General features: G+C 63.0%; 17 protein-coding genes. 14 read left to right on the forward strand and 3 right to left on the reverse strand.

What is annotated here, in order from left to right; all coding sequences use genetic code 11:
* Positions 1 to 428: 428 nt before the first annotated feature.
* A complete protein-coding gene (locus tag F6X39_RS20485) occupies positions 429 to 1,214 on the reverse strand; it encodes a GntR family transcriptional regulator (protein WP_187617896.1) in 786 nt (261 codons plus the stop codon).
* Between the two features lie 254 nt (positions 1,215 to 1,468).
* Here F6X39_RS20485 and F6X39_RS20490 point away from each other — a divergent pair, with 254 nt between their 5' ends.
* The 5 genes from F6X39_RS20490 (at position 1,469) to F6X39_RS20510 (ending at position 6,555) form a co-directional block, all read left to right on the forward strand.
* A complete protein-coding gene (locus F6X39_RS20490; RefSeq protein WP_018422892.1) occupies positions 1,469 to 1,738 on the forward strand; it encodes a UxaA family hydrolase in 270 nt (89 codons plus the stop codon).
* A gap of 83 nt (positions 1,739 to 1,821) precedes the next feature.
* On the forward strand, positions 1,822 to 2,997 hold the full coding sequence (locus F6X39_RS20495) for a UxaA family hydrolase (RefSeq protein ID WP_018422893.1): 1,176 nt from the start codon (positions 1,822 to 1,824) through the stop codon (positions 2,995 to 2,997).
* A gap of 227 nt (positions 2,998 to 3,224) precedes the next feature.
* On the forward strand, positions 3,225 to 4,559 hold the full coding sequence (gene dctA, locus F6X39_RS20500; protein ID WP_184040210.1) for a C4-dicarboxylate transporter DctA: 1,335 nt from the start codon (positions 3,225 to 3,227) through the stop codon (positions 4,557 to 4,559).
* Positions 4,556 to 5,557, forward strand: a complete 1,002-nt coding sequence (locus F6X39_RS20505; protein ID WP_187617897.1) for a hydroxyacid dehydrogenase — start codon at positions 4,556 to 4,558, stop codon at positions 5,555 to 5,557. Before dctA ends, F6X39_RS20505 begins: the two co-directional genes overlap by 4 nt.
* A complete protein-coding gene (locus F6X39_RS20510) occupies positions 5,554 to 6,555 on the forward strand; it encodes an Ldh family oxidoreductase (RefSeq protein WP_184040216.1) in 1,002 nt (333 codons plus the stop codon). Before F6X39_RS20505 ends, F6X39_RS20510 begins: the two co-directional genes overlap by 4 nt.
* A gap of 33 nt (positions 6,556 to 6,588) precedes the next feature.
* On the opposite strand, the gene F6X39_RS20515 is transcribed toward F6X39_RS20510, so the two are convergent.
* Positions 6,589 to 7,635, reverse strand: a complete 1,047-nt coding sequence (locus tag F6X39_RS20515; protein WP_187617898.1) for a substrate-binding domain-containing protein — start codon at positions 7,633 to 7,635, stop codon at positions 6,589 to 6,591.
* 197 nt (positions 7,636 to 7,832) lie between these two features.
* On the opposite strand from F6X39_RS20515, the gene F6X39_RS20520 reads away from it, so the two are divergent.
* From F6X39_RS20520 to F6X39_RS20555, 8 genes are all read left to right on the forward strand, one after another.
* The gene (locus F6X39_RS20520) at positions 7,833 to 8,615 is read left to right on the forward strand and encodes an ABC transporter permease (RefSeq protein ID WP_187617899.1); all 783 of its coding nucleotides are present in this window, start codon (positions 7,833 to 7,835) and stop codon (positions 8,613 to 8,615) included.
* A complete protein-coding gene (locus F6X39_RS20525; protein ID WP_187617900.1) occupies positions 8,612 to 9,520 on the forward strand; it encodes an ABC transporter permease in 909 nt (302 codons plus the stop codon). Before F6X39_RS20520 ends, F6X39_RS20525 begins: the two co-directional genes overlap by 4 nt.
* A gap of 39 nt (positions 9,521 to 9,559) precedes the next feature.
* On the forward strand, positions 9,560 to 10,366 hold the full coding sequence (locus F6X39_RS20530) for an ABC transporter ATP-binding protein (protein WP_187617901.1): 807 nt from the start codon (positions 9,560 to 9,562) through the stop codon (positions 10,364 to 10,366).
* 65 nt (positions 10,367 to 10,431) lie between these two features.
* On the forward strand, positions 10,432 to 11,490 hold the full coding sequence (locus F6X39_RS20535; RefSeq protein ID WP_187617902.1) for an ABC transporter substrate-binding protein: 1,059 nt from the start codon (positions 10,432 to 10,434) through the stop codon (positions 11,488 to 11,490).
* Positions 11,491 to 11,590: 100 nt separating this feature from the next.
* A complete protein-coding gene (gene hisD, locus F6X39_RS20540; RefSeq protein ID WP_184043548.1) occupies positions 11,591 to 12,904 on the forward strand; it encodes a histidinol dehydrogenase in 1,314 nt (437 codons plus the stop codon).
* A gap of 43 nt (positions 12,905 to 12,947) precedes the next feature.
* A complete protein-coding gene (locus F6X39_RS20545; RefSeq protein ID WP_187617903.1) occupies positions 12,948 to 13,715 on the forward strand; it encodes an SDR family NAD(P)-dependent oxidoreductase in 768 nt (255 codons plus the stop codon).
* A gap of 32 nt (positions 13,716 to 13,747) precedes the next feature.
* Positions 13,748 to 14,755 (forward strand): galactitol-1-phosphate 5-dehydrogenase, encoded by a 1,008-nt coding sequence (locus F6X39_RS20550; RefSeq protein WP_187617904.1) that lies wholly within the window; start codon positions 13,748 to 13,750, stop codon positions 14,753 to 14,755.
* A gap of 197 nt (positions 14,756 to 14,952) precedes the next feature.
* Positions 14,953 to 16,023 carry a DNA-binding protein gene (locus F6X39_RS20555; protein WP_187617905.1) on the forward strand — a complete coding sequence of 357 codons (1,071 nt, stop codon included), beginning with the start codon at positions 14,953 to 14,955 and terminating at the stop codon, positions 16,021 to 16,023.
* 124 nt (positions 16,024 to 16,147) lie between these two features.
* On the opposite strand, the gene F6X39_RS20560 is transcribed toward F6X39_RS20555, so the two are convergent.
* Entirely contained in the window at positions 16,148 to 16,555 is a 408-nt protein-coding gene (locus F6X39_RS20560; RefSeq protein ID WP_187617906.1) for a hypothetical protein, read from the reverse strand.
* A gap of 295 nt (positions 16,556 to 16,850) precedes the next feature.
* Here F6X39_RS20560 and F6X39_RS20565 point away from each other — a divergent pair, with 295 nt between their 5' ends.
* Complete coding sequence (locus F6X39_RS20565; RefSeq protein WP_187617907.1) at positions 16,851 to 18,203, forward strand: MFS transporter; 1,353 nt, start codon at positions 16,851 to 16,853, stop codon at positions 18,201 to 18,203.
* Positions 18,204 to 18,238 lie beyond the last annotated feature (35 nt).

Here is an 18,238-nt window from a genome sequence, read left to right on the forward strand (position 1 = left end):
CGACACCGGATAAACCGGATGGGTGGGGGCTGCGTGTGCTTATTCGGTCTCGCGTGGCTGCGGCCGGCGCAACGCATGCGTCACGCGGCAAGGCGCGACATGAAGGACATGAGCGGGATGACGATGAGGCGGGGTACGCATCGTGAGTGTCTCCTTGTTGCCGGCCTGCTCGCGACAAAACGGTTTGCGCGACGCGGCCGGAATCAGGTTCACAGATGGTGTGTTGTGGGCAACCGGATTGCGCGTGAAACGCCTTGCTTCGGTGACTGCGGCATTCAGCGAATTCAGCGCCGTATGATTTAACTCATCTGTATGAGTAGCGAGTGTAGGTGATCGTGCTGTTGATTGCAAATGCGGGAAAACGTGACATGTGCGGCGCGCGGCCGGCGGCTTTTGGCGCTGCGCACCGCGCTTGGCTTCCGGCCTTGTCAGAGCGGCTCTTCGTGCGATGCCGAAGCACCGACGTATTCGTAGCGTGCGGTGTTCGCATGCGAGATCCGCACTTCGACGGGCGCCTGATGATACGAATACGCGACGCGCCGCACTTCAAGAAGCGGCGTGCCGTGCGGCACTTCCAGCAGTTTGCTTTCGAGTTCATTGGCTACCGCGACGCGCACGCGTTCCTCGGTGCCGAGCACGTTGATGTTGAACGCATCCTGATAGAAGTTGTACAGCGTGCTCGGCCGGCCGCGCAGCGCGGCTTCCGTCAGGCCCGGAAAACGCGCCTCGGGTACGGTGATGTTGTCGATCATCACCGTTTCGCCATGCAGCGCCAGACGGTTGATGAACGTGAACACGCGCGCGCCCGTTTCGACTTTCAGCAGCGTCGCGATATCGCGCGTAGCCTTGGCCTTCCTGAACTGCACGAGCGTTACGGTCGGGTAGGTCTTGTCGCCGTCCTGGCGCACGATGCGGAAGAAGCGGAAGAAATGACGATCACGCTGGTGTTGCGCGACGAAAGTACCGAGCCCCTGATGCCGCACCAGAATGTTGTCGGCCACCAGTTCGTCGATTGCCTTGCGCAGCGTGCCGATCGATACGCCGAAGCGTTCGGCCAGCCGCTTTTCCGAAGGAATCGTTTCGCCGCCCTTCCATTCGTGCGCGGCCAGCGCGGCCAGCATCGCATTCTTCACTTCCTTGTAGCGCGTGCCGCCGATTGCCGGCGTGGTGGCCGCACCGTTCGGTAGATTGATACCCGTCGTCAACGTATTCATCGATCTCATCCTGTCGTTGCATCTTCATTGCTGCTGTCTTTCAATTGATTCTACTTCATACGGTTCATCAAACACATATAGATGATATGGTTGACATATGCAAATGTGCCGCCTAAGATGGGTTCACGCAGGCGAACCAAACCGTACCAACAGACTGGAGACAACTGATGAGCCACACCGCAGCAGGTGCACCGCAACAATCCGGTGAAGGATCTTCCGCCAGCCCTTCGTCAGACCGCAAAACGATTCATATCGTGCTGCACGAAGCGAAAGACACCGTCGGTGTGGCGGTTGTCGAAGGCATCAAGGCGGGGACCCAGTTGAACGCGTGGATCATGGACGACGACGAGCTCGTGACGATCTCGGCGAAACAGAACATTCCGATCGGTCACAAGGTGGCGCTGAAAGACATGGCGGTCGGCGACACGGTGTTCAAGTACGGCGTGGACATCGGCAAGGTCGTTGCGCCGATCCGCGCGGGCGAACATGCGCATGTTCACAACATCAAGACGAAGCGCTGGTAGCCGGCGCGAGGATCGACCAGCTCGCGCATCGACATTGCGAGCGAGCTTCCCCACTCAACAGAGCCAGATCGAAGAGAGCCACCATGAGCGTGATTGACCAGAACACCACTTTCCGCGGGTTTCGCCGTTCCAATGGACGCGTCGGCGTGCGTAACCATGTGATCATCCTGCCCGTCGACGATTTGTCGAACGCCGCCGCGCTGGCCGTCGAAACGGCCATCAAAGGCACGATGGCGCTACCGCATCCATACGGCCGCCTGCAGTTCGGCGCCGACCTCGATCTGCATTTCCGCACGCTGATCGGCGCCGGCTGCAACCCGAATGTCGCGGCGGTCGTCGTGATCGGGATCGAGGAAGGCTGGACCAAACGCGTCGTAGACGGCATTGCGAAGTCAGGCAAGCCGGTGATGGGCTTCGGCATCGAACTGCATGGCGATCACGATACGATCATGCGTGCGTCGAAAACCGCGAAAGAGATGGTGCAGTACGCCACGTCTCTCGATCGCGAAGAATGCCCGATTTCGGACCTGTGGGTATCCACGAAGTGCGGCGAATCCGATACCACGTCCGGCTGCGGCGCGAACCCGACTGTCGGCAACGCGTTCGACAAGCTCTACGGGTTGGGCACGACGCTCGTCTTCGGCGAGACGTCCGAACTCACGGGCGGCGAGCAGATCGTTGCCGCGCGTTGCGCGAACGACCAGGTGCGCGAGCGCTTCCAGTTCATGTTCGACCGCTATCAGGACATGATCAACCGCTGGAAGACCGACGATCTGTCGGAGTCGCAGCCGACCAAAGGCAACATCGCGGGCGGCCTGACGACCATCGAAGAAAAAGCGCTGGGCAATATCCAGAAGATCGGCAAGAAGTGCAGAGTCGACGGCGTGCTCGACAAGGCCGAGGAACCGACGGGGCCGGGCTTGTGGTTCATGGATTCGTCGTCAGCCGCGGCCGAGATGGTGACGCTGTGCGCCGCGTCGGGCTTTGCCGTGCATTTCTTCCCGACCGGGCAGGGGAACGTGATCGGCAATCCGATCGTGCCTGTCATCAAGATTTGCGCGAACCCGCGTACGGTGCGCACGATGAGCGAGCATATCGACGTGGATGTGTCGGGACTGTTGCAGCGCGAACAGAATCTCGATCAGGCTGGCGACAAACTGCTGGAATCGATGCTGCGCACCGCGAACGGGCGCTTTACGTCGGCGGAAGCGCTGGGCCACCGCGAGTTCGTGTTGACGCGCCTGTTCGAAAGCGCGTAATTTCTCCGGGCCCGTCCTCGCGACGGGCCGCGCTGCATAGCGCATGAATCCTGATCGCGCAGGCGGCTGCGATGGCAGTTAGCTTCGCGTCAGCTTCGGATCCCCTGTATTCAATGGAGTTTTCGCAGCAGCGCGCGCACGCGTGACGTCTCGGGCCCGAGAAGCCCGGCACGCGCCGCACGGCGCTGTTCCATTTTCCAGCAGCAGCGAGTGGAGGAGACACCATCTTGCGCGTGCTAAAACATCTTTACGTGCAGGTTCTGATCGGACTTGCGGCAGGCATTCTCGTCGGTTATTTCTGGCCGGATCTCGGCGTCCAGATGAAGCCGTTCGGTGATACCTTTATCCGGCTCATCAAGATGCTGATCACGCTGGTGATCTTCTGTACCGTCTCCGTCGGCATCGCGCGGATGGAGAATCTCAAGCAGGTCGGGCGCGTCGGCCTCAAAACCATCGTGTACTTCGAAGCGGTGACGACGGTGGCGCTCGTCATCGGCCTTGTCGTCGCCAATCTGCTGCACCCCGGCTCCGGGCTGAACATCGATCCGAAGACGCTCGATACGCATGCAGTCAGCCATTACGTGACGGAAGTTCACGCGCAGTCGAACACCAGCTTCCTCGAAGAGATCGTGCCGAATTCGGTCGTGGGCGCGTTCGCGCGGGGCGATCTGTTGCAGGTGTTGCTGTTCTCGGTGTTGTTCGGCATCGCGCTATCGATCATGTCGCGGCGCAGCCGCTTCCTGTCGCGCGTGATCGAACAGAGCGGCGAAGCGCTGATGCGGATCGTCGAAATGATCATGCGCCTGGCTCCCCTTGGCGCGTTCGGCGCGATGGCGTTCACAGTCGGAAAATATGGCATTTCGACGTTGCAGCAACTCGGTCTGTTGATCGTGTGCTTCTATCTGACGAGCATTCTCTTCATCGCCCTGGTGCTGGGCACGATCTGCCGCTGGGCGGGCGTGGGGTTGTGGCCGCTGCTCAAGTATCTGCGTGAGGAGCTGCTGATCGTATTGGGCACGTCTACAACGGAATCGGTGTTGCCTCGTTTGATGGAAAAGCTCGAACGGCTTGGGTGTCCGAAGCCGGTAGTCGGGCTCGTGCTGCCGACGGGCTATTCGTTCAACCTCGACGGCGCCGCGATCTATCTGACCATGACCTCGCTCTTCATCGCGCAGGCCACCAATACCCATCTCACGCTACTGCAACAGATCGGGCTGCTGGCGATATTGATGGTGACTTCAAAGGGCGGCGCGGGCGTGGCGGGTGCGGCGCTGGTCGCACTGACGGCGACACTGTCGACGCACAACATCATTCCGGTTGCGGGCATTACGCTGATACTCGGTATCGATCGCGTGCTCAACGAGATTCGCGCGATCGTGAACATGATCGGCAATGCGGTGGCGACGATTGTCGTCGCCCGCTGGGAAGGCGCATTCGATGTGCAGGCCGCGCGCAAACTGCTGGCCGCGCCGCCGGAAGTTCAACGCGGCGAGCCGCAAGCGAACGCAAGCGATGTCAACGACATGGCGCCGCCCGCGTATGTACAGGAGCGCTCGAATTGAGCACGAACCTGAATACGAATCCGCGCGCGACGCGCAAGAAGATCGTCATCAGCGAATTCATCGACGCTTGCGCAGTCGCAGCGCTCAGCGAGCGCTTCGACGTGCATGCCGATGCGTCGCTTGTCGATCAACCCGTTGCGTTGAACGCGTTGCTGGCCGATGCCGACGCGCTGATCGTGCGCAATCGCACGCAGGTTAGGGCCGCGCTGCTCGATGCCGCGCCGCGTCTGAGCGTAGTCGGGCGTCTGGGCGTCGGGCTCGACAACATCGATCTGGACGCATGCGCGCAACGCAACGTATCGGTGTTCCCGGCGACGGGTGCGAATGCACGCGCGGTGGCCGAGTACGTGCTCGCCACGGCACTGATGCTGCTGCGCGGTGCATACCGTTCGAGCATGGAGGTCGCGGCGGGCAAATGGCCGCGCGCGGCGCTTTCGAATGGCCGCGAAGCGGCGGGTAGCACGCTTGCCGTAATCGGCTTCGGCGGCATCGGGCAACTCGTTGCCCAGCTCGCGCGCGCGCTGGGCATGCAGGTGCTCGCCTACGATCCGCTGCAGCCGGCCGACGCGGCGTGCTGGGCCGCGACCGGCGCGCGCCGCGTGAGCATCGACGAAACGTTGCGTGCCGCCGATGTGATCACGCTGCATGTGCCGCTCGTCGACAGCACGCGCAATCTGCTCGGCGCATCGCAACTCGCGGCGCTGAAGCGCCACGCGATTATCGTCAACACGTCGCGCGGCGGGATCGTCGATGAAGCGGCGCTTGCCTTGGCGTTGCGCGAAGGCCGCATCGGCGGCGCGGCGCTCGACGTTTTCAACGATGAGCCGCTCGCCGCCCGTTCCCCGCTGGCCGACGCACCAAACCTCATTCTCACGCCGCACATTGCGGGGCTGACCATGCAGTCGAACGAACGTGTCAGCACGCTCGTTGCGGCGCGCGTGACGGAGGCCCTGCTTGCGCAGCGTGATTCACACGTGACCGAAGGAATTTCACGATGACGCGAGTCTCAGCCGACGAACTGCTCGAACTCGCGACGCGCGCCGTCCGCAACGCGGGCGCAACGCCGGAGACCGCGACGGCCACGGCCCGCGCGTTGGTGTATGCGGACTCGTGCGGGTTGTCGTCGCACGGTGTTTCGCGTTTGCCGATGTACGTCGCGCAGTTGCGCAACGGGCGCGTCGATCCGCAGGCGAAGCCCTCCATTGTTGCGACGCGCAACGCCGCCGTGCTCGTCGATGCCGCCGATGGCATGGCGTTTCCCGCCTGCGCGCTTGCTGTCGAGACCTTGATCGGCCGTGCGCGCGAACACGGCAGCGCAGTGGCGAGCGTGACCCGCAGCCATCATTTCGGCGTCGGCGCATATCACCTGGAGGCGATCGGCGCGGCGGGCATGGTGGGCCTTGCGTTCAGCAATTCCCCGGCGGCGATGCCCGCGTGGGGCGGGCGTCATGCGCTATTCGGCACCAATCCCATTGCCGCCGTGTTTCCGCGCCGCAATGGCGACGCATTGATAGTCGACCTGTCGCTGTCGCAAGTGGCGCGCGGCAAGATCATGGTTGCGGCGCGCGATGGCAAGCCCATACCGTCCGGCTGGGCGACAGCCCGCGACGGTACGCCGACCACCGACGCCAAGGCGGCGCTCGACGGCATGATGCTGCCGTTCGGCGGCGCGAAAGGCGCGATGCTCGCGCTGATGGTCGAACTGCTGGCGGCGGCGCTGGCGGGCGCGAACTTCGGCTATGAAGCGGGATCGTTCCTGACCGAGGAGGGGGCACGCTCGCGGATCGGCCATCTGTTCTGGGCCATCGATCCGGGCGCGCTGGCGGGCAATGAGATGTACGTAGAACGGGTCGAGGCGCTTGTCGCGGCGATGTTGCAGGATGCGGATGTCCGTTTGCCAGGGCAACGGCGGCGTGCGTTGGCCGACGCGGCAAGCCGCGATGGAATCGAGATTCCCGATGCGTTGCTCACACAGTTGCAGACATTGGTCGCGTGATGCGCGAATGCGCCGAAAGGAACCAGGCGCACTTCACGCGGGCGCCGGGCCGCTCGTGCCACGCACGATCAGTTCGATCGGCAGACACTCGCGCTGCGGCGGCACGCCGTCCGAGAGCCAGCGCAGCAGTGCGCGCGCGACGCGTTCGCCGAGTTCGTAAGTGGGCAACAGCACGGTAGTGAGACCCGGTGTGATCTGCGAGACGATGGGCAGATTGTCGCAACCGACAATCGATAGCTGCTGCGGCACGGCGATACCGGTCGATTGCGCTTCGAACAGGCAACCCAGCGCGAGCACGTCATTGCCGCAGAAAATGGCGGTTGGAGCAGGGCGCAATTGCGTCAGTAGCTTGAGCCCGGCGCGACCGCCTTCGAAGCCGAATGGCTGTTCGATGATGTTCGCATCAGGCAGGCGGATATCGTGCTGTGCAAGGGTTCGCCGGAAGCCTTCGATCCGCTGACGCGCGCGGTCGTTATGGCGCGTGAAGCCCGAGATCACGCCGAAGCGGCGATGACCGAGTTCGAGCAGATGTTCTGCGGCCAGTTGCCCGATCAACTGGTTGTCGAAGCCAATCGACGGCGGTGTATCTGCGTCGCCGCTGCCCGCTGCGCCGGGCCGCTCGGCGTGCGACCAGGTCAGCAGCAGCGCGACGTGGCTCGCGCGAATCAGTTCATAGGTTTGCGGCGCATGGTCGGTGCCGACCAGAACGATTGCGTCGACAGCACGTTCCAGCAGCGCGCGCACGACTTCGATTTCCGCGGACAGGTTGTACTCGTGCGCGGAGATCAGCAACTGATAGCCGGAATTCGACAGTGTGGTTTGCAAGCCTTGCACCGCACGCGCGAAGATCGCGTTGTCGAGCGTCGGCACGATTGCGCCGACCATTCGCGCACGGCCCAGCGCAAGCGCGCGCGCCGCGCCGTCGGGCACATATCCCAGCGTGGCGATCGCATCACGGATGCGCGCGCGCGTGTCCGCTTTCACCATGTCGGGGTTGGAGAGAGCGCGCGACACAGTTGCCGTCGAGACGCCGGCGAGTGTGGCGACATCGCTGATACGGGCGCGTGGCAAGGTATTCATTGCGGCAGATCAGACAGGTTTGGAGAGGCTCAATTGATTGTAGTGCCCGATTGCAAGCGAACGACAGTACAACATCATTCGAATTGGTATAAATCCCGATGTGACCCGTGATCATAGCGTCTATATTCAAATGCAAGCGGTTACATTTCATTGCGCGGCGCGTTGCATTTCACGCCGCTGAACAGGCAGGAGACAATGTGTTCCCCGCATTCCGTTCACCGCGCTTCCTGTGCAGCATCGGCACGCTCGCAGCAACGCTCGCCGCGTGGTACGTGCTGACGGCTCTCACAGGCATCGTCGCAGCGTCGAGATTCCCCACTCCGTTCGATACCTGGCAGGCGCTTGCCCAGGTGGTGACGGACGGTTATGCCGACGGCCGTCTCGACCAGCACATCGTGCAGAGCGTGAAGCTCGTTCTATACGGCTTCGCGACGGCGGCGGTGACGGGCGTGCCGCTCGGCCTATGGATGGGCTACTCGGCGCGTGCGCAAGCGTTCTTCAACCCGATCTTTCTGCTGTTGCGACCCATTCCGCCGCTCGCGTGGATTCCGCTCGCGATCGTCTGGCTTGGACTCGGCGACTCCGCGAAGGTGATGGTGATCTGGTTCGCGGCGTTCGTGCCATGCGTGATCAACAGTTTCGCGGGCGTGCGCAATCTCGACGTGCCGATGCTCGAAGCCGCCGAGATGCTGGGTTTGCGGCGTTCGCGCTTCGTGCTGGAAGTGATGATTCCCGGCGCGCTGCCGATGATTTTCACAGGCTTGCGCCTCTCATTGCAAGCCTCATGGACGACGCTCGTGGCGGGCGAACTGATCGGTGCGGTCAAAGGTCTCGGGCATCTGCTGACGCAAGGCTCGCTCGACATCTATCCGGCGATGATCGTCGTTGCGATGCTGACGGTCGCGCTGTGTGGATGGTTGATGACGGTCGCGCTTGGGCAAATCGAACGGCAACTCATGCCTTGGAGAGCGAACAGATGAAACCGGGTCATCTGCGCGGTGTCGCGCATCCTGACATCGAGCCCGTCGGCGTCAATCGCGAGTCCGGCAGTGCGGCACGCACGTTGCGCCAGCGCAAGATGGTCAGCGAGCCTGGGCGTGCCGTGGCTCGACGCAACGTGCCGCTCTGGACGCTGAATGCCGCGGGGCTGATCGCATTCTTCGGCATCTGGTGGCTGGCATCGGCAGCAGAACTCGTCCCCGCGATCTTTCTACCGACGCCGCTTGCAGTCGTTCACAAGTTTGCCGATCTGCTCACGCATCCGTTTGTCGGTTACACGCTGGAAGTGCATCTGTGGTCGAGCTTGCAGCGCTATCTGATGGGCTTTTTGCTGGCCGTCGCGCTGGGTGTGCCGCTCGGTCTGACGATGGGCTGGTTCCGCTGGCTCGACTACTGCGTGACGCCGCTCTTCGAAACCGTGCGTTTCATCGCGCCGATTGCATGGGTGCCGTTTGCCGCGTTGTGGTTCGGCACGGGCATCGGTGGCCCGGTGCTGATCATTTTTGCGGGTGCGTTTCCGCCGTGCGTCGTCAATGCTTATCGCGGTGCGCAGCAGGTCGACGGCAGGCTGCTCGAAGCGGCGCGCATGCTCGGCGCGTCGAACCGGATGATCGTCTGCGAAGTGCTGCTGCCAGGCGCGTTGCCGTCGGTGATCGCAGGTGTGCGCGTCGCGGCGGGACTGGGCTGGATGTCGCTGGTCGGCGCCGAACTGATCGTCGCGTCGAGCGGCATTGGCTACATGATGGTCAAGGGACAAGCGGCAATCGACACTGCGACGGTGATGAGCGCGATGATCGCAATCGGTATGGTGGGCGCGGCAATCGACCTGCTGCTTGGACGCATCGAAGCGTACGCGATGCGCAACCGGCGCGTGGCCCGGCACTAGCACCGTGGCTTCACTCTCTCAACCGTGACGGAGCGCACGATGAGCATGATTCGTTTCAATGATGTGTCCCGCATGTTCAGGCGCGAGAAGGCGAGCGTCGTCGCGCTGGAACACGTCGAACTGGAAATCGCCGACAAGGAATTCGTTGCGATCGTCGGGCCGTCGGGCTGTGGCAAGACGACGTGTCTGCGGATGGTCGCGGGTCTCGAGTTTCCGACTTCGGGCAGCGTGACGGTGGCGGGCCGCAAGGTGACACGGCCAGGACCCGATCGCGCGGTCGTCTTTCAGCAGTTCGCGCTGTTCCCGTGGAAGACAGTGTGGGACAACATCGATCTCGGCTTGCGCGCGAAGGGCATGGCCGCCGACGCAAGACGCGAAACGATCGAACGCTATCTGTCGCTGATGAATCTGCGCGGCTACGAGCAGGCGTATCCGCATCAACTATCGGGCGGCATGCAGCAGCGCGTCGCGATCGCGCGCGCGTATGCGCTCGACCCCGGCGTGCTGCTGATGGACGAGCCGTTCGGCGCGCTCGATGCCCAAACCCGGGTCGTCATGCAGGAAGAACTGGTGCGGCTCACGCGCGTGAATCCGCGCACGGTGCTGTTCATCACGCACGCGGTCGAAGAGTCGGTGTATCTCGCGGATCGCGTCGTCGTGATGACGGGCCGGCCGGGGCGCGTGAAAGAAGTGATCGATGTGAAGTCCGTGCGCGAGCAGCATGGCTGGGACGCGTGCAAGCGGATCGAAGACGTGATGGATCTCGAATCGTTCGTCCGGTTGCGCACGCATATCTGGAAGTCGTTGCGCGACGAACACGGCGCTGTCGAACGTGCCGCTGCATGAAGCTGCATAAAACTGCCACCGGTTCCAACGGCGGAGCGCAATACCCCATAAAACAGGAGACCAACATGAAACGTCTGCGTGCGATTCCTTTCATTGCGTTGCTCTGCGCGGGCAGTGCGGCGTTGCCGGGCACGGCGTGGTGCGCCGATCTCACTCTGATCAAGGTCAGCTATCAGCCCGCGCTGTATTGGGCGTTGCCGTTTTATGTCGCAACCGAAAAAGGGTGGTGGGCAGAGGTCGGATTGAAGCCCGAGTTTTCGGTGTTTCCCGCAGGCGTGCCGCAGATGGCGGCGGCGGCGTCGAAATCCTGGGACGTGGGCGGCACGGGTTCCGTGCCGGCGGTGCTCGGCTACAAGCGCTTCGGCATTCAGGTGATCGGCCTGACAAACGACGAATCGCAGGGCAACGTTCTGATGGCGAGCAAGGCGCGTTATGACGCGGTGCGCCGCAATCCGGCGTCGCTGAAAGGCCAAACCATCGTGTTGACGTCCAACTCGACGGGTGATTACGCGGTACAGGCATGCCTGAAAAAGTATGGGCTGACGAAGGCTGATGTGACGCTCAAGAACATGGGCCAGGCCGAGATCATTTCCGCTGTGTCGTCGGGCAATGCTGATTACGCGGGCGTGTGGGCGCCGTATGACTATACGCTCGAAGAGAAGGCGGGCGCGCGCGTGTTGTGCTCCGGTAAGGACGGCGGCGCATCGGTGCCCGGCGCGCTCGTCACGCGTGGCGAATTCGAGAAGCAGCATCCCGATCAGGTGGCAAAATTTCTCGCCGTCTATCTGCATGCATGGGCGTGGATGAAGGCGCACCCTGACCAGGCCGTCGCGATGATGAAGAAGTTTTACCAGGAGGGCGGCGTCAACATCAGCGACGATTCGATGCGCAAGGAATTCGCTACGCGCCCGACCTTCGACCTGAAGCAGCAACTCGCCGCGATGGACCGCACGAAAGGCGTATCGCAGGCCGACGATTCGTTCACGAAGATCGCGCAGTTCATGCATGCATCGGGCGCGCTCGCGTCCGTCCCCGAAGCAAAAGACTATATCGACGACAGCGCGATGAAGCGTGTGTTGGACGACCCTAAACTCGCGGCGTTCGCAACGGACGGCAGCAAATAACGCGCGGTCGCGATCGCGCAAAAAGGCCACGGCGTGGCCTTTTAAAAGCCCCTCGCTGCAAGCGCTTGCATTATTTTTAACATCGATGAAGGAGAAGGCGATGAGCGTGACTTACCTGAAGAAAGCAGCCAAGACGCCGGAAACCGAGACCGCGACGGCGCAACAGGTCGTCGGTGAAATGCTTGCGCAGATTCAGGCGCATGGCGAAGACGCCGCGCGTGCGTATGCGAAGAAACTCGATAACTGGGACGGTCCGATCATCGTCTGCGCCGACGAGATCGAACGGCGTGCGCTCGAAGTGCCCGCGCACGTGAAGGCCGATATCGATTTCGCCGCGCAACAGGTATTCGACTTCGCGCTCGCCCAGCGGCGCTCGATTGGGGACTTCTCGGTCGAACTGTATCCAGGCGTGACGGCAGGGCAAAAAGTGGTGCCCGTCAACGTGGTCGGCTGTTATGCGCCTGCTGGCAGGTACGCGCATATCGCGTCGGCATACATGGGCGTTGCGACTGCCAAGGCAGCGGGCGTGAAAACGGTGATTGCCTGTTCGAGCCCGTTTCGCGGAGGCGGCATCCATCCGTATGTGCTGTATGCGTTCAAGGCGGCAGGCGCCGATGTCGTGATGACGCTGGGAGGCGTGCAGGCGATCGCGTCGATGGCGTATGGGCTTTTTACCGGCAAGCAGGCGGACGTTGTGGTGGGGCCGGGCAACAAGTTCGTCGCGGAGGCGAAGCGCGCGCTCTTTGGCAAGGTTGGGATCGACGTCTTCGCGGGGCCGTCGGAAGTTGCGGTGATCGCCGACGCCAGTGCCGACCCGGCGATGGTCGCGAGCGATCTGGTCGGCCAGGCCGAGCATGGCCACGAGTCGCCGGCATGGTTGTTCACGACGTCGAAGGCGCTCGCCGACGAGGTCATTGAGCGGGTTCCGCAACTCATCGATGCGTTGCCGCCGACCGCACACGATGCCGCAGGCGCCGCGTGGCGCGATTACGGCGAAGTGATCCTGTGCGACACGCGAGAGGAAGTGGTGGACGTGTCTGACCGCTATGCATCGGAACACCTCGAAGTGCAGGCTGCCGATCTGGACTGGTGGCTCGAACATCTGACGTGCTACGGCTCGCTCTTTCTCGGCGAAGAAACGACGGTCGCATTCGGCGACAAGGCGAGCGGTCCGAATCACGTTCTGCCCACCAAGGGCGCAGCGCGCTATTCAGGGGGGCTCTCGGTGCACAAGTTCGTGAAGACGCTGACGTGGCAGCGCATGACGCGCGATGCGGCGAAGCGCATTGGCGAAGTGACGGCGCGTATCTCGCGGCTCGAAGGCATGGAAGCCCACGCCCGTACCGCTGACGACCGCTTGCAGAAGTACTTTCCCGACGAAGCATTCGTGCGTGGCGAACCGGTACAGGTATGAACGCCATCGGCATGTGCAATCGGTACGACGAAGGAGGGCACCGTTGAATATCGCTCGACTATTCGACCTGAATGGCAGAACCGCGCTCGTGACCGGCGGCAACTCGGGCGTCGGCGAAGCGATGGCGCGCGCGTTGGGCGGGGCGGGTGCGCGCGTCGTGCTGGTGGCGCGGCGAAGGGATGCGCTCGACGAAGCGGCAATGCGGCTGCGGGATGACGGTATTGATGCGCACATGCACGCGTGCGATCTGAGCGACGCGCATGCGGCGCGCGCCTGCGCGCTCGATGCAGCGGCACAGCACGGCCAGATTGACATTCTCGTCAACGCTGCGGGCGTCAATCTGCGTCAACCATTCGATGAAGTGACGCCGCAAGCGTGGCAACAGCAGCTCGCACTGCATCTTGGCGCGCCGTTCTTCATGACGCAGGCGCTCGCACCCTCGATGAAGGCGCGCGGACATGGTCGCATCATCAACATCGCGTCGCTGCAGTCATACCGTGCATTCAACGATAGCGCGCCATACGGCGCGGCGAAGGGCGGTGTCGTGCAATTGACGCGTGCTATCGCGCAGGCGTGGTCACGCTACGGCATCACGTGCAACGCGATTGGGCCGGGCTTTTTCCCCACTGCGCTGACGGCTCCCGTTTTCAACGACGCGCGCGTCGCGGACACGCACGCGCAGAACACGTGCATCGGACGCAATGGACAACTCGACGATCTGTATGGCGTCACGGTGTTTCTTGCGAGTGACGCGTCCGCGTACGTCACGGGCCAGACCATCATGGTCGACGGCGGGTACACCGCGCGGTAGGCGGTAACGCAATTGCACGACGGAGAACGCTTGTGAAAGCACTTGTCTACACGCAGCCCAATGAGGTCCAGTTGCTGGATCGGCCCGAACCGCTGGCAGCCGACGGCGAGGTGATACTCAGGATCGATGCGGTCGGTATTTGCGGCTCCGATATGCATGCATTCCACGGCCACGATCCGCGACGCAAACCCGGCCTCATTCTCGGTCATGAGTTCGCCGGCACGATCGTGGAGACGCGCGCACCGCATCTGACGAAAGGCTTGCGCGTCACGGGCAATCCGTTGATCACCTGCGGGCACTGTGAATATTGTGTGCAGGGGCGCGACAATCTGTGCGCGAACCGGACGATGGTCGGCATGACGCGTCCGGGTGCATTCGCACAATATATGTCGTTGCCTGCGGCATGCGTTGTCGAAATTCCGCAGGAGATGCCCGCAACGCACGCCGCGGTGACCGAGCCGGCTGCTACGGCGCTGCATGCGCTGAATCTGTCGATGCGCGCGCTGCAAAGACCGTTGCCGGAAACCCGCGCGCTGGTCATTGGCGGCGGGGCGATTGGATTGCTGTCGGCGTTGTTACTGAAATCGTATGGCTGCCGGTCGGTTGAAATGGCGGAGGTCAATCCGCTGCGTCGACGATCGGCGGAGCAGCATGCGCAGTGCGAGACATGGGATCCGTTGGACGCGCCGGCGCCTGAAAGCCGGTTTGAGTTCGTGATCGATGCCGTGGGCGCAAAGCCGACACGCGCGCTCGCGTTATCGTCGGTGAAGCCCGGCGGCGTCGTGATGCACATCGGCCTCCAGGACTGGGCAAGCGAAATCGATATGCGCAAGCTGACGCTCGCTGAAATCACGCTGCTGGGTACGTACACCTATACGATGGCGGATCTTCGCGCGACGGTTTCGGCGTTGCACGAAGGCGCGTTCGGTTCGCTGGATTGGCTCGACGTGCGGCCGCTCGATGCCGGAAGCCAGGCGTTCGACGATTTGCAGAACGGCAGGACGGCGTCAGGGAAAGTCGTCCTGATGCCGGGCTTCTAAACAGACTCATTGTCGTCAGGCTTCGATCGGATGCTAAGCCTCGAGGACATCGACACTAACGATTGAACAATCCGCACGCCAATCATTAACACGACATTATAGTACTAATGTCGTGTTTAGTATTGAATTATGTAGTATATGGTGCGTTTTACGTTGTATTATCAACATATCCATATTCCTCCAAAGCCGCTTCCACCATGACCCTCGAAGCCGACATCGAAGTCGTCCGTCAAAACGCGTCCGACACGCAGACGCTTTATCGCGAGGTCTGCGCGTTGCTGTTTTTCCGTTACGGCGAAACACCGACCGCGAACCGCCTGTACCAGCTGGTGCGCAAAGGCAGCATGAGCGCGCCGGCCAAGGCGTTGCGCGATTTCTGGACCGACGTGCGCGACAAGACGCGTGTGGACGTCGGCCGTCCGGACTTGCCGCCCGAGGTCGCAGCGGCTGCCGGCGAATTCGCGGCCCAGCTGTGGCGTCTGTCGAGCGACGCCGCGAACGCCGCGCTCGACGTGTTCAGGCAGGACGCGGATGCGCAAATCGCCGCCGCGCAAGAACAGGCCAAGCAACAGGACAAGCAGCGTCAGGACGCCGTCGACAAAGCCGAACAGGCGGCCAACGATGTCGCGTCCCTGCGCGCGCGGATTGCCGGACTCGACGCGCGCATCGTCGAGCTGCAGACCGCCAACGACATGCTGACGGCGCAACTGGCGACCTCGAAGGAAGAAATCGCGGCAGGAGCCGCCGCGCTCGCCGATGCCCGCCGCGATTTCGCCGACGAACTCGCGAAGCTGCGCCGCTCGCACGAGCAGAACGAGCAGCGGCTCGCCGCGGCGGAAAAGCGCGCCTTGCTCGAAATCGACGGTGAACGAGCGGCGGCGCAACGTCTGCGCAAGGAGCTCCAGGCGAGTCACGAGCGGGCGGCGACGCTCGAAGCCGAATCGCGGGCCGAGCGGGACGCGATTCGGGACGAGTTGGCCGCATCGAAGGCAGAACTGGCTGCCTCCGCTGCGCGGCATGCCGCGACCCGCGGGCAGCTTGCGGAAAAGGATGCGTTGCTGGCCGAACGCGTGGCGGCGACCGACCTGTTGCGCGAGCGTATCGAGACGCTCTCGCGGCAGATCGAGACGACGCGAACAGAAAAAACGTCCGCGCGCCCTGCCCGCCGCGCCCGCGAAACATCACCCGTGCAGGGCCGCGCGACGGCGGGCTTCTCGGGCGCACCGTTCGTCAAACGTTCGACCAACGCCAAACCACGCGAAGACTGAGGACTGCCGGCGTCCCGGCGGCACGTCACCACGCGAGTCGCGATAAGTGGCTACACCTGGTGACGTTCGATAAAAAGTGATCGTCATGGGGCGGCGGCACCCGCCGCCCGCGCGCAACGCTGCGTCAGAAGCGCGGATGACACTCGAAACTGACCGACGACCCGTGCTCGGTCATCGCGCTGACGCCGCTGACCGTCTCCGTATTCACGCTGCTTTGCATACCGCGACGATCGCAGTAGTCGCGCGCCTCGTTCATCGCGAGTTCGTGCGCGCGCGCCCAGGCCATGCGTCCTCCGGTCGCGCTGGCGGCGACCGTGTAGCTGCCGGGCTTGCCGCTCGCGACCACATCCGTGCTCGACGCGCACCCGACGAGACTCGCGCACGCGAGCGCCACCGCCGCCACCCCGCGCATGCGCGTGTGCAGCGGCGCCCTTTTCCTTTCCGTGCTTTCCGCTCGCGCGACGGACGCGACTTCGCGTACCCGCACCGTTTTGCGCGCCTCAGCAAGCATGTCCGAACCCTGATTCGACATCGTGGATCACCTGCATTTTTAACTGATTAGTCAGGCAGCAATTATCCGGAATCGTTCGCCCAAGATCAGCCGATACAACCGAAAACACTGTTGCGCGAGTCCTAACAATGGACGCGAGCGCCACGCCGCGACGGCGTCGGCAATGAGCGGACCACATGGTTCACAAAAGACCTTCCGGAATCCCTTTTGAGCGTCTAGTCTGTAACGATGCCTGTTCGACGGACGGCATTTCGAACCGCAGACGGACCCCACCACATAGCGGCATACACCGGTCGCCGAACCGGAGGAGACATATATGGATCTCGAGGCACGTACCCTTCAGCGCGTCACGGTTCGGCTCGTGCCGTTCCTGATACTGTGCTATTTCATCGCCTATCTCGATCGCGTCAACGTCGGCTTCGCGGCCTTGCAGATGAACAAGGCGCTCGATCTGTCCGCGAGCGCGTTCGGCTTCGGCGCGGGCGTGTTCTTTATCGCGTACTTCTTTTTCGAAGTGCCGTCGAACCTGCTGCTCGAACGATTCGGCGCGCGCCGCTGGATCGCGCGGATCATGTTTACGTGGGGTATTCTCGCGGGCGCGATGGCGTTCATCCCGGACATCGCGCGCTTCACCGGGCTCTCGCCCGCGCACGTGTTTTACGGCCTGCGCATTCTGCTAGGCGTCGCCGAGGCCGGCTTTTTCCCGGGCATCATTTTTCTGCTGACCTTGTGGTTTCCGGCCGCGTATCGCGGGCGCGTGGTCGGCTATTTCATGGCGGCGATTCCGCTGTCGACGGTGATCGGCGGCCCGATCTCCGGCGCGCTGCTGTCGCTCGACGGCCGCGGCGGACTCGGCGGCTGGCAGTGGCTGTATCTGATCGAGGCGGTGCCGGCGTTATTGCTGTCGGTCGCGGTGCTGTTGTATCTGACCGACAAGCCCGCCGACGCCACCTGGCTCAGCACCGAGGAGCGCGACTGGCTGATCGCGCGGCAGAAGCAGGAGCGCGAGCATCGCGAGGCGGTGCGCCACTTCAGCGTGAAGGAGGCGCTGATCAATCCGCGCGTGCTCGCCATCGCGCTGATCTATTTCGGGGCGAACGCGACCAACTACGGCCTGAGCTTCTTCCTGCCGCAGATCGTGAAGTCGTTCGGCCTCACTAATCTGCAGACGGGTTTCGTGACGTCGCTGCCGTACGTGGTCGGCCTCGTCAGCATGATTTTGTGGGGACGGCATTCGGATCGCCACCTCGAACGCCGCTGGCACGTCGCGATTGCGCTGTTCGTCGCGGCGGCCGGCATCGCGGCCGCGGCCGGCCTCGACGATCCGGTGCAGAAGATGATCGCGCTATCGATTGCCGGCTTCGGCATCTTCGGTTGCCTGCCGGTAATCTGGACCTTGCCGGCCGCGTTCCTGTCGGGCGCGGCGGCCGCGGGCGGCATCGCCGCGATCAACTCACTGGGCAATCTGGCGGGTTTCTTCGGCCCGTTCGCGATGGGCTGGATCAAGGACAGCACCGGCGGCTTCGGCGCCGGGCTGCTATGCCTGTCGGGCGCGGGACTCATCGGCATGGCGGCGGTGTTGCTGCTGCATCACGACACGTCGCTCGAGACGACGCATGGCAATCCGCATGCGCGACCGCCGGGTGATGCGGGCGTCGCGAGGTCTTAGCGCTAGTCCCACGCGCCGTTCAATACGCACCCGGG

Origin of the sequence: Paraburkholderia sp. UCT2, assembly GCF_014397665.1 — a bacterium.
GTDB lineage: Bacteria > Pseudomonadota > Gammaproteobacteria > Burkholderiales > Burkholderiaceae > Paraburkholderia > Paraburkholderia tuberum.